Below are 13,025 nucleotides of genomic sequence, written 5' to 3' on the forward strand. Positions count from 1 at the left end.
AAGCGTCACTCCTTCATCGTTGATGCGATGTTATATTTATTAGACCTTATCATTCTCTGTTTCTCTTGCAGTATCATTTATCGTTCTTATTTCTTTGTTTCTACAATTCTATGGAATGTATGACGAAACACTATGCTGAATTTGTCCTATGCCTCTTTCTTTATGTTTCGAGTTGGAAATTCATATGCTTCGCGCTTAAATAGCAAACTAAATACGACAAATACAAGGAAGGAAAGGAATACAGGAACCGTAACGGCATGTACACCGAATAAATCTCCATAAGCTTCATTATATAAGTGAATCGCAATATAAGAACCAATGCCTGTAATCATGGATGCGATCGCGCCGGTTTTATTGGCATGCTTCCAGTATAAGCCCATGATAAATGGCCACATAAACGCTGCTTGTAGACCCCCAAACGCAAATAAGTTTAAAAATATCAATAAATCCGGTGGACTAATAGCTAGAAGGAAAGCAACAATCCCGATAACTGCAGTTACACCCATACTGACATTTTTTACTTGCTTTCCGTTTGCTTTCGGTTTGACATAATTTATGTAAACGTCCTTAACCACCGACGAACTAACGAGCAACAACAGCGAATCAACCGTGGACATAATTGCTGCTAGCGGTGCAGCAATTATAATGCCGGCAACCCATGGCGGCAAAACCTCTAGGGCAACAAGCGGAATAACCTGATCCGCCACTTCAATCCCTGGCAATATTGGTCTAGCAAATACCCCAATCAAATGCATGCCAAGTATAATCGTTCCTACTACTACCGTCCCAATCATAATTGCTCTGTGCATGGATTTAGAATCTTTGTAGGACATCGCTCTTACGGCAATTTGGGGCAGAGCAACACCCCCCACACCTACGAGAATCCAGTAAGAGGATACATAAGCAGCGGTTAATGAACCATCATTTCCAAAAGGCGTAATCAAATTTGGATTAATGGATACCAAATCGGAAAATACACTGGATAGTCCTCCTCCTGCAACAACGACAGCAATAAGTAATACCAATGTACCAAAAAACATAACAATTCCTTGAATCGTATCTGTAATTACGACCGCACGAAATCCACCGATAATGACATATATCAAAACAGATAATGTAAAAATAAACAAAGCACCTATATAACTAATACCTGTTAAGGATTGGATAAGGTAAGCTCCTCCTACCCATTGCGCTGCCATGGCAGAAAACATAAATATGATAATACTAAACGCCGACAGCAATACAACCGTTTTACTTTTATACCTTTCCTTCAAAAAGTCGATAAACGTAACTGCATTATATCTTCTTGATACGATAGCAAACTTCTTCCCCAGCACGAGTAATACGAAGTATCCTGTCGCTACCTGGGACATGGCAAGCAGTACCCAGCCAAATCCAATGGAGTATGCTGCTCCGGGCCCGCCCAAAAAACTGGACGCACTTCCATAAGTCGCAACCATGGTCATGGCCAGAACCAATCCTCCAAATTCCCTGCTCCCAAGAAAGTAATCACTGAGAAAGCCATCTGCTTTGTTTAATTTCCGATTGGACCACATGCCAACCATAAAAATGATCAGTAAAAACAGTAATAATGGTATCACCACACTCCAATTCATCTATTATTCACCTCGTCTTCCCCTTCTTCACTCTCCTCTTCATCCTCCAACGGTATTTCAGTCAGCATAAATTTCACAACAAAAAATACTAATGCAAACATAAAAACCGTTCCCAGAATCAAACTAAAAAAAATCCATGCCGGGAATCCCAATATATAGGTATATTCTTCAGGAGGTTTCGAGCCTAATCCATATGCAAATCCATACCACCATATAAAATTAATGATAGCTAACACACATCCGATCCGAGCTTCTCGGTTAGCTATGACAAAACGCCATTCCTGCTTCCTTTTATTTTTCATATTCATACTCCTTTCGCAAACACAGATGATCAAAACTTGATTTTATATATAAACGTCCAGCTTATCGTTTTATGTTTCCAAATCTTGAATCAAAATACGATATTTAAACATTATACTCACTTAAAATCCAATCACTAGATTGATACAGACTTATCAGCCCCCTATTCCAGTAGTCCCTTTTCCATATTATCTGTGTTTAACATGTTATTAAATATGTAATAAGAAAAATATCCTCTGCACTTTTCTTTTTCGAATATCAACGAACTTGTAAATCCATTTCTTTATAAACACAATCCCTTTAGAAAGCCAACTTGTTGACAGCGTTTTCATTTAGGGGAATTTATACTCCGTTCTTTTTATATGCAACCCATTTACATAGTACGTATGATGTAGTATGTTGTACATAGACTAGCAAAATAATAGATAATTGTAAATAGAAAATAACAGAAAAGTTGCATTTACCAAAAATTTTAAATGTAATATTATAACCATGCTCATTGTAGATGAGCCACTTATAGGAGATGAAAGAAAATGACATTATCCTTTGGAAAAATCAATCTAAATCGTACCATATCTTCAGAAATTGTATTAATTATAAAAGATAATCTGCTTAATGGCTCATTAAAGCCAGGTGACAAATTACCCACCGAGAAAGAATTAATGGAACAATTAGGAGTCAGCAGAACCCCCGTCAGAGAGTCCATAAAGATTCTAGAAGCAATAGGTGTCATACAAATCAAACGTGGTGAAGGCATGTTTATAACCAATAATCTCTCTCAGTTTACATTAAATCCATTAATATTCAGTTTAATTATGCACAGCAACAATATAGAAAAACTTATAGCGTTTCGCCAGCACTTTGAAGTGCTACTAATGAACATGATCATCGCAGAAGAAAATAACATCAAAAACATTGAAGAGGTTTATCACTCTCAAGTAGAGAGAATGAGTGCAAACTTAAGTCCGGAGGAACTCGCTACTATTGATTTGGAATTCCATTATGCCGTTCTAGAAGCAACGAAAAATCCGTTTGTCATCGAAATCGGAAAAACCATTTATGAAATTATCAAGCCAAACATGGTTCATTTTAAACATTCACGTAATATTGAGCGAACATTAAAAACCCATCAGCATTATTTAGAATTACTACGCGGCAACATTGATTTTAACTCCACCCTACTAGTTCAACAGATGATCCAAAACAATGAGGAAATGATCGAATAGAATGGTCAATATCATGTTGATAGTGAGATAGTCGTTACATAACGTTTTATTTTTGATATACTCTCATAAAATTAGCCCTATTTTAATGCAATGGGCTAATTTTATACTTACATTATCGTTTCATTTATGAAAATAGGAATTAGAAAAAAAGATGTCGGTAATTCTTGGTCACTTTTTAGCGTGAATTTATATTTACTTCCCTTCATTATCTGAAACTTAAGATGATAAAGATGCCAATACACTCATTCCCCCACATACATATAATACCTGACCAGTTGTAAACCAATTTTCCTCGTCGGCAAAGTATTCTACAATATTTGTAACCTGTCTCGGGGTTCCCACTTTCCCCATTGGTTGACTATCCATGCGGAAGCTAACTTCCTCTTCCGTACTTTGTCTGTGGAGCGGTGTATCGATCATACCCGGCGCAACACAATTCACGGTAATCCCCATTCTTGCCGTCTCTAAGGCAAGTGATCTCGTAAGACTTACAATTCCACCTTTTGAAGCTGCATAATTACTCTGGGCCGTTCCACCTAACCATCCTCTGGAAGAGATATTTATAATCCTGCCATATCCTTTTTCTTTCATAATTTTAATTGCTTCACGACAGCATAAAAAGTAAGATTTAAGGTTTATATCCAAAACTTTATCCCAGTCCGTTTCCTTCATATCTACAATAGGCAAATTACGCATAATACCAGCATTATTTACGAGTATATCAACTGTTCCGTACGTTTCCAGCACTGTTTTAAATAAATTTTCACATTCATCGCTTTGTGAAACATCGGCCTTAAGAAATATTGCCTCTTCACCTTTTTCTTTTATCGTATCAACTATACGATTTCCCTTTTCTTTATTTCTCCCTACTACAACTACCTTGTATCCGATACTTGCAAATTTTATAGCAATATCTTCTCCTATACCGGATGTACTTCCAGTAATAACTGCAATTTTATTTTCCATTCAATATTCCCCCATAATTATATATTATATCAAGTAAAACCTAAGACTTCAGGTATTTTCACATCCAGAAATCTTAGGTCTGATTTCATATTTAGCGCTTAGCATATGGATTATTCATTAACCGCGGTACATGTATGAATAGAGCCTTTTCTCTTACTAGGATCTTTCAGTTTTTCACCAAAAAACATCTCTATAATCTCTTTATCAGGCTTTTTGGTAGTTAATGCAACGATGATAAAAACAGAAACCGAAAGTATTAAACCAGGTAATATAGGATGCACGGCCCAATCTGGCATTAATACCGGAAATAAATACATCGATGCTGTTGAAGTAAACCCTACTACCATACTGGAAAGACAAGCCTTTGAGTTTGCTCTCTTCCAGTAGAAGACTCCTACAAGTGAAGGAAGTACCCCCGCCCCCATCATCGCAAATGCAGATGACCATAAGAAAAATATGCCTTCTATAGACTGAGCAAGATATGCAATGACGATCGCAACGAATGTACAAATTACCATGGTGACCCTTGAAATCTTGACTACTGTTTTATCCGGCACGTTAGGATTAATCAGTTTTTTATAGATATCATAACCAGTAGCCTGAGATGAAATAATAAGCATTGTTGAAGCTGTTGATAAGACCGCTGCTATAATACCTACAAGAACAATGGCAGCAACGAAGGATGGAAGGGCTCCTAAGACAACCGATGGGAAAGCGTAATCAATTATTTCTAGACTAGGATAGTTTACCCGTGCGTATGCTCCAATTATCAAGCCACCGATAAGAATGATAGCATTTGGTATCAATATAATACCGACACCACTTATAGCAGCTTTTTCATTCTTAGCAAGATAGACTCTTGTCATCTGATGTGGTTGAGAAAGATTTCCTAATGCCCATACTAGAAAGAAAGATATTACCATGTTTAAGGTGAAATTACTGTTAGTTGCAGATACAAGTTCCGAACCTTCCACCCATGTAGTTCCTTCAGGAGCGGAAGCCTGGCTATAGTCAGATATAATAGTAGTGAAACCTCCGCCATTTATTAATGCAACTGTAACAGAAGCAATTATAGCGAACAACATTACACCTAGGCTGGCTGTATCCGTCCATGCAACAGCTCGCGCTCCACCCATTAAGGAATAAAGCAATACGGCTACAGCACCTATTATAATACATGTCATATACGAAAGATCTGTAACAAGGCTCAATATCGTATAGATCCCCAAATACATCGAAGCCATTCCAACGACGTAAATCATTAATATAAGAAGGGAGTAAAAGCCTCTAGTTATCTTAGATGGATACCTTAGGGAAATAAGGTCTGGCATCGACTGGGCATTATAATAGTAGCCAATTCTCCAGAATTTTTTTGCGAAAAAGACCGCTAGTACAAACATCGGAAGTAGTGTCGCATTCATATTCCAAATCTGCACCCAACCAATAGAGTAATTTGCACCAATTTGACCAATAAAAGTACCTGCACTCATAAAACTGGCTCCATATGTACCAGCAACTACCCATTTGTTCATACTTCTTCCTGCTACATAATAATCTTCAGGCGTATCCTTTCCGCTTTTAGCAGCTAAAATACCAAGTACAATTAGGAAGATCAAATACAAAACTAAAACGATAACATAAATATTCATTTCCATACTCCCTTGTATATTTGAAATAGCAATGATCCATAACTATTGTTACTTTTCTAATGGGTATCACTACTTCAAAAAACATTTACAAATCTGCATTCATTACCATCAATCTAATTATTCAAATTTTTATGCTTAGAGAAAAATGATTGTTGCTTTTAATCCTCTGCTTCGTCAACAACGCTTTCTGTTTTATGAGCCAACACTGCACATATGACTGAAGAAACAATTGCTTGAATTACCAGAATTGCAGTCATCCAATATACGTCTCCCATAAGAATCCCCTTTATTAATAGTTATTTTAAATTGGATATACAATTACCATTTCCACCTTTGCTATACTGGTAAGTATGTATGGTGCATGTCCTTAACCTCTCAATACTTCAAGTACCATTCTCGCCACAAAAGCACCTCTTACAGCAATATCACTTGTGTTAATATATTCCTTCCCCGGCTGATGTACGAAGTCTCCACTCATTCCCATACCATCAAGCGTTGGACAACCAACGGAAGCCGTGAAATTACCGTCACTTCCACCCCTGGTAATAATACCTCTCATTTCCATACCAAATTCTTTCCCGATCTCTTTTGCTTTTTTATAAATAGCCTTGTTCTTAGAATCATTTTCATCAAATGGTGGTTTTTCTATGCCTCCATTGGTTGTAATTTTAACTTTAGAGTTAAAAGGGGTTAGGTTTTTAAATCGTTTATCGTACTCTTTTGCCATCTCGGCTGTTGAAAACCGTGCATCTATTGTCAGCATTCCGTCCCCCGGAACAGTAGGCCAACCTGCATGACCACTTTGTAAGCTTGTACAAGCAACGGCTAATCCTTTTTCAAGATCTGTAAGACTCTCCAGGTAAACGGCTTGCTGCGCGAGCTCCTTCAAGCCACTTTCTGCATTTTCAGGTTCCTGACCAGAATGTGCTGGTTTCCCTTCTGCCACAAAAGTGTAATTTCCTCTCCCATAGCGTCCTATTTTCAAGCCGCCTGAATAGTCTCCTCTCGTACTTTCCATTACAAAAGCTGCACTACTCTTTTTTGCCTGCTCTGCATAATGCATGTAAGATGAGTAACTTCCAGCTTCTTCATCAGCGCTTAAGAAAAATACAATCTTCTTATTTTCCGGTAATAGGTTAAGCTCCTTCAGTGCTTTTGCAACCATGTAAACCTGCACATCTCCGCCCTTCATATCAAGAACGCCTGGCCCCCACACTTTTGTCCCTTCTTCCTTCCATATGTCACCAAATGTGCCTTTTTCGTAAACAGTGTCATAGTGCCCTACAAAAAGCACCTGTTCATCGCCTTCTCCCAGTTCCATAAGTAAATGATCCCCATAACGACTGTCTTCACTTGGCACAACTTTGCACTTAAAACCTATATCCGAAAAAATAGTTGCAAAGTAATCTCTGCATTTTTCCAAATCTTTTTTGTCGCCCTCTGTCGGTGTTTCCAAGTAAACCGCTTCTCTTAACACGTCCAAAAATTCATTATTGTGCTCTTTCATATAATCTAAAAGCATGCTTGCCTCAGACATGATAGATTCCTCTCTTCCAACTTATTTAAGTAAAAGTCTATTTTCGTATTCCGTCTGTGTAAGCAGTTCGAATCCATCTTCCGTAATAGCTACCATATCTTCAATTCTGACACCACCAACACCCGGAAGATGCACAGAAGGCTCCATACAAAATACCATTCCCGGCTCTATAACCCATGGTTTCTCACCTTGTGCAGAAGCCTCCCCTATAATAGGAGCTTCCTGCAGGGACGTACCGGTAGCATGACCTGTAACTCCGAAATACCAATATTTTTCATATCCTGCTCGACGGAGAACGTCTCGTGAAGCTTTGTCTATATCAGATGTGTAAGCTCCCGGTTTACATGCTTCAAGCGCTGCCATAGTTGCATCATAAACGGCGGTGTATACTTTTTTCTGTTCATTACTTACAGGCTTCCCCGCCATCACAGTACGACAATAATCACTGTGATAACCATTGTAGCAACAGCCTACGTCCATCAAAACAAAGTCTCCATTCCTAATAATTCTTTCAGTCGGGAAACGTACTAGGGTTTCAGCATTTTCACCGGAGTTCACCTGGGTGGGATGGGTATGTCCTCCTTCCGACCCCCGCAAAATCATTTCATCATGAATCATAGCGGAAACTTCAATTTCTGTTAGTCCCGGTCGAAGATTTTCAATAGCAACTTGAGTCCCTGCTTCAGCAATTGCACAAGCTTTTTTAATAAGGTATATCTCTGCAGCAGATTTTATAGCCTTAGCTTTTGAAAATGTGGCCCGGGCATCTACAAACTCATAATCCGAAAAAGTATCTTTAAACACCTCAAATAGTTGAAATCCCATTTCATCAATACCTATTTTAGCTCCTTTTCTTAGTCCCAGTTCTTTAAAAATCTCTTTAAATCTTTCTACACTGAGCATAGGATCCATAGGGAGCGGCTTTACTTTTCCCTGAAGCCATGGCATATAAGTTTTCGCTCTATCATAGTCACCACTTGCAACCAATGCCCAAGGTGTATCACCAACTGCTTTAACTGCTGCGTATCTAAAATAATAAAATAAATTGGGGCTGTTGGGACGGAAACTAGTTAAATATCGAACATTATCCACTCTCATGGTTATGATGCAATCAAGGTCATCATTGTTCATTTGCTCATCCATTCTTTCCAGCCTATATTTTCTCATTTCTTCCATATTAATAGGCTGTTCAAAATCAAATGTTGCCATAAATGATTTTCTCCTTTCACTTAGTTGCACTGTACATTTTTAGTATAAGTAATTGAAACAAGGTTCAGTTGGTTCCTTCCTTAATTAAATCTCTAATAGAAGCAAACGCTAGTTATAATGACAAATAAAATCGTTTCTACTCCATGCAGTTTAAGCCATAATCGCCCCACCGTTTACATCCAGAACTTCACCTGTAATATATCCAGCTTCATCACTGGCAAGATATACTATAGCGTTGGCAACTTCCATGGCTCTTCCTGGCCTTTTTAATGACAAACGCTCAAAAACCGATTGCATATTTTGTGTTTTATTCCATAGATCCGTGATCCTCTGGCTGGCTTCGACATACCCCGGTGATACAGAGTTCACATGGATATTATCTTTTCCGACTTCCCTTGCCAAATATCTGGTAAACTGGTCGATTCCTGCTTTCATACTGGAATAGGCTATATTTGTATTATCACCTGCTGCCCTTCCTATAAGTGAAGAAACATTTACAATTTTCCATATTGTTTATTTTTCATTGCTGGAATTGTTTCACTACAGCAGAGAAATACATTTTTCAAATTCAGTTTATACACTTCATCAAATTCGTCTCCGGTCATGTCCGATGTTAATTTTCTACCTAAACTTCCACCGGCAACATTGCAAAGTATATCTATTCGCTCAAATGTTTTAATGCATTTGGCAAAAGATGTTTTTATTGCAATAGGATCAGTTACATCCGTTGAATGATAAAGACAACGGACACCATAGTTTTTACACATTTTTTGTGTTTCTTTTAACTTTTCTTCATTGCGGCTCATAAGAAAAAGATCTGCTCCATTTTTTGCAAAAAGTATAGCTACTGCTCTGCCTATGCCACTCCCGGCTCCAGTTACAACCGCTATTTTTCCCTTAATACTGGGGAAAATTGCCATATTTTCTTTTTCCATGCACCTTCTCCTTTCATCCGCATTTTCATTCTGTTAATTCAAAATATTTAATATATATTATTTAAATGGCACATTATCTTTCTAAATAATTGACCCAAAAACACGTTAATTAAAAACGCTTTCAACCGATTATATAACGCTAAGCATGAGTGAACCTACTAATCACTAATAACGAATACATAATATAGTTCACACATACTACGTATGATGTATTACATTGTATGTATTCTATCAGATTAAATTTTATTTGTAAATGTTGATTAACTGAAAAATTTCATTTCTCAAATACTTCAATGTATGATTGTTAACGAAGTCAATTGAATATAAAACCATACAGGGGATAACGTTTTATGTCTATCAAAGCAAGAGACTTCTGGAGTGACCTATGATCGATCGCTTACAAATAGTTGAGAAATATATTTAAAAATGATAAAGAGGTTGTTTGTTTCTGATAAGCATTTATTATAACAGTATGATACTATTTATTAAAAAGAGATAGGAGATGAATTTATGAATTGGCCGAAAGCGATTACATTCGATTGTTTTGGAACATTAATTGACTGGGAAGGTGAAATCCAGTTGATATTTAAAGAAATACTTGAAAAGCACGGCATGGAAAATGCTGAAGTAGTTGCTTTACAGCGTTATTGGGAGGAAATTCAATTTGATTATATACAAAATCAATATTTGCCATATAAAGAAGTGTTAAAAAATACACTGCCAATGGCTTTTAATCAGTTCGGCTACCCGTTCACGGAAGAAGATACAGAATACTTTGCAGGGTCTATGGGGAAATGGAGAGCCTTTTCAGATACGAAAGAAGCCTTATTAGAAATAAAAAAGCATACTAAAATTGCTTTACTAACAAATACCGATAATCATATTATTGAAGAAACAGTATCAAGACTTGGAGTCGAATTTGACGAAATCGTTACTGCGGAACAAGCAGGTGCGTATAAGGCAAATCATGATGGATTTCACCTTTTGTTGGAAAGGTTAAATCTGGATAAATCAGAGATATTACACACTGGATTTGGATTCAAATATGATGTTGTTCCTGCTTCTGAACTTGGTATTACATCTTGTTGGGTAAATCGCTATGGGGAAACACGGCCTGTTGATGTAAAAGAAGACTATTTAGTCGGAGATATGAAGACATTAGCTTTGGTTGTAAAGGGATTAGCTGCGAGCTGACCCGCTATGTCGGGGTTAATAACGTTTTTAAATGTACACCAAGCCCCAAACTATCTTTGCTCGTTTAAGATAAGCTTAATAGATACACATGAAAATAGGTTTGAAATGACCAATTTAAGGTAAGCGCTTTCTATATTGTTTGGAAGATTTTACATCGAAGTGATTTACGTATTGATGTTCTTTAACCAATATATTCAAAATATTGTAAAGGGAGTGTTTAGATGCAAGATTTGCGAAATGTAGTATGTGAGAAAAGAACTTACTCAGGCGTCCCGAACACCCATGAACATCCATTTGTACAATTACTATTTCCATTAGAAGGCTCGATGGAGATACAAACCAAAAAATTTTCTAAAGAAATTGATGAAGATGTCATTGTTTTAATTCCAAGTTCCTGTATGCATACTTACTATGCGCATAAGAGAAATGAAATTCTCGTAGTCGACATTCCTGGATATTTTATCGATTTACCCGATATCGGTTCAGGCATTTATTTAGAAATGAATGAATCCTGGAAAGCCATTCGTTTTCTACTTCTAGAAGAAATTTTAACCAATGATTCTCACTCAAAAATGATCTATCATATTGTACGTCTCATAGCTGAAAAGATCAGATCGAGTTCCATATTACCTTCTATTGAATATGTGCATAATCACTTTTCAGAATCACTGGAAATTGAAAAGCTAGCATCCATTGAAAATTTACACCCGGTGTATTATACACAATGGTTTAAAAAAAGAACAGGAAAATCTCCTGTCGCGTATATTCAAGAAGTTCGTCTGAAAGAGGCTAAGAAACTTTTGACTGAAACAGACTTATCGATTACAAACATTTCCTTGCAGATCGGATATAACCAACTTTCTTCATTTAGCAGGCTGTTTTACAAATATGAAGGGCAGTCACCAAGAATTTACCGATATCGCACTTCCCAAAAAAATTAGAAAAAGGAGTAGCGCTAATGACTGCAACATTAATGATTGTATTAAGTACTTCAGTATTGCTGTTGCTATCTGTCGGCTTCTCTTTTTGGATTTCGTATATTGATAAGAAAGCGGAGAACTGGACAGTTGGTGGAAGAAAGTTACCAGTATATGTCGTGGCAGGTACACAGTATGCTACAGGAGGAATGGGAGGAGGCGTACTGGTTGCCTCTGTTGGCATTGGATATAGTAGTGGATGGTCGGCGTTAACATACAATGCGCTTTATGCACTTGGGGTATTACTTCTCGTTTTTCTGGTTGGCTGGCTTCATAAGCACAATTTTTCTACGATGCCAGATATATTAAAAAAATTGTATGGAGAAAATAAATTTATGATTATTTTAGTCACCGTGTTGGCAATTATATTGCCTTTTGGTTGGCTATGTGCACAATTAGTTGCTTTTGGCAGTTTATTCACAAGTATTACAGGAATTTCTGTCGATTATCTTATTCCTATTTTTGCAGTTATCTGTTTACTGTTTGTGCTTCCAGGAGGGATGAACTCTGTAGCTTGGACAGATTTTTTATTCGGGATTGTTATCCTCATCATGACCTTTGTAAGTGGAATATATGTAGTCAATGCAGCAGGAGGCTGGGGGGAAATTGTACAGTCAGTTCCATCGAGGAATGTTAACTTCCCCGATGGATTAGGGGGTGCAGGTATGTATACCATATTCTTATGGATTTTTGCTATACTCCCTGGTGCATTAACCAATCAGATGTCCTTTCAAAGAATTTATGCTTCAAAGAGCCCGAAAGTTGCAAAACAAGGCTTTATTATAGCAGCTATTTTAGGAGTTCTGAGCGGAACTTGGGCGTCTGTAATGGGAATATCCATTTATACAATGAATCCTGATTTAGGTAATCCTGAACTGGCAGCTGGCTGGCTTCTTGCCCAAATTCCTGTAGGGTTCATGGCGCTTTATGCAGCATTTATCGTCAGTACAATTATGTCTACCTTAAGTAGTGCGTTACAATCGGTTGTCGTCAATTTGACTAAGGATATTTATGAACCCTTCATAAATCCAGGAGTTTCCAATAAGAAAATTGTCAGGATATCGCGCTTATTAACGGTTGTCATAATGCTGTTATCCATTATATTGGCGCTATATTTTCCATGGACATTAGGTTGGATGGAGTCCTCTTATGCATATTCTGCTTCAGGATTACTCGTTCCAATATTTGGAGGATTTATATTAAAAAATTCCCGACTGCTCACGAAACAAGGGGCCATTGGAAGCATGGTAGTAGGTATTATCTCTACTGCGATCGCGCATCTTGTAGATACCTCTTTACCATATGTCATTTTTGGATTAATTGGCTCATTAATCACTTTTATTATACTTAACTTTATTTACAAGAATAAAGAAATAAGTCTAGAAACAAAGCCTAAAGAAGCCTAAGAAAATAAAA

General features: G+C 37.3%; 10 protein-coding genes and 1 pseudogene. 4 read left to right on the forward strand and 7 right to left on the reverse strand.

All coding sequences use genetic code 11. The features are described from left to right. Positions 1-146 precede the first annotated feature (146 nt). Both panF and KFZ56_RS15625 read right to left on the reverse strand, forming a co-directional pair. On the reverse strand, positions 147-1,616 hold the full coding sequence (gene panF / locus KFZ56_RS15620; protein ID WP_222642918.1) for a sodium/pantothenate symporter: 1,470 nt from the start codon (positions 1,614-1,616) through the stop codon (positions 147-149). Further along, positions 1,613-1,918 (reverse strand): YhdT family protein, encoded by a 306-nt coding sequence (locus KFZ56_RS15625; protein ID WP_222642919.1) that lies wholly within the window; start codon positions 1,916-1,918, stop codon positions 1,613-1,615. Before KFZ56_RS15625 ends, panF begins: the two co-directional genes overlap by 4 nt. Before the next feature lie 531 nt (positions 1,919-2,449). Here KFZ56_RS15625 and KFZ56_RS15630 point away from each other — a divergent pair. Beyond that, on the forward strand, positions 2,450-3,142 hold the full coding sequence (locus tag KFZ56_RS15630; RefSeq protein WP_222642920.1) for a FadR/GntR family transcriptional regulator: 693 nt from the start codon (positions 2,450-2,452) through the stop codon (positions 3,140-3,142). 216 nt (positions 3,143-3,358) lie between these two features. On the opposite strand, the gene KFZ56_RS15635 is transcribed toward KFZ56_RS15630, so the two are convergent. The 5 genes and pseudogenes from KFZ56_RS15635 to KFZ56_RS20100 all read right to left on the reverse strand — a co-directional run. Beyond that, a complete protein-coding gene (locus KFZ56_RS15635) occupies positions 3,359-4,108 on the reverse strand; it encodes an SDR family NAD(P)-dependent oxidoreductase (RefSeq protein ID WP_222642921.1) in 750 nt (249 codons plus the stop codon). Positions 4,109-4,218: 110 nt separating this feature from the next. After that, positions 4,219-5,757: a sodium:solute symporter family protein gene (locus KFZ56_RS15640; protein ID WP_222642922.1), complete on the reverse strand. Its 1,539-nt coding sequence runs from the start codon at positions 5,755-5,757 to the stop codon at positions 4,219-4,221. A 367-nt stretch (positions 5,758-6,124) separates the two neighbouring features. Then, entirely contained in the window at positions 6,125-7,294 is a 1,170-nt protein-coding gene (locus KFZ56_RS15645) for a M20/M25/M40 family metallo-hydrolase (RefSeq protein WP_222642923.1), read from the reverse strand. A 21-nt stretch (positions 7,295-7,315) separates the two neighbouring features. Beyond that, complete coding sequence (locus KFZ56_RS15650; RefSeq protein ID WP_222642925.1) at positions 7,316-8,503, reverse strand: M24 family metallopeptidase; 1,188 nt, start codon at positions 8,501-8,503, stop codon at positions 7,316-7,318. A gap of 176 nt (positions 8,504-8,679) precedes the next feature. Further along, positions 8,680-9,438: pseudogene (locus tag KFZ56_RS20100) on the reverse strand (SDR family NAD(P)-dependent oxidoreductase); the annotation flags it as partial. Positions 9,439-9,948: 510 nt separating this feature from the next. Here KFZ56_RS20100 and KFZ56_RS15665 point away from each other — a divergent pair. The 3 genes from KFZ56_RS15665 (at position 9,949) to KFZ56_RS15675 (ending at position 13,015) form a co-directional block, all read left to right on the forward strand. After that, positions 9,949-10,632 (forward strand): haloacid dehalogenase type II, encoded by a 684-nt coding sequence (locus KFZ56_RS15665; protein ID WP_222642928.1) that lies wholly within the window; start codon positions 9,949-9,951, stop codon positions 10,630-10,632. Positions 10,633-10,853: 221 nt separating this feature from the next. Then, positions 10,854-11,573 (forward strand): helix-turn-helix domain-containing protein, encoded by a 720-nt coding sequence (locus KFZ56_RS15670; RefSeq protein WP_222642929.1) that lies wholly within the window; start codon positions 10,854-10,856, stop codon positions 11,571-11,573. Positions 11,574-11,590: 17 nt separating this feature from the next. Then, positions 11,591-13,015 (forward strand): sodium:solute symporter family protein, encoded by a 1,425-nt coding sequence (locus tag KFZ56_RS15675; protein WP_222642930.1) that lies wholly within the window; start codon positions 11,591-11,593, stop codon positions 13,013-13,015. The last annotated feature ends 10 nt before the right edge of the window (positions 13,016-13,025 follow it).

Source organism: Virgibacillus sp. NKC19-3, assembly GCF_019837165.1.
Lineage (GTDB): Bacteria > Bacillota > Bacilli > Bacillales > Amphibacillaceae > Virgibacillus_L > Virgibacillus_L saliphilus.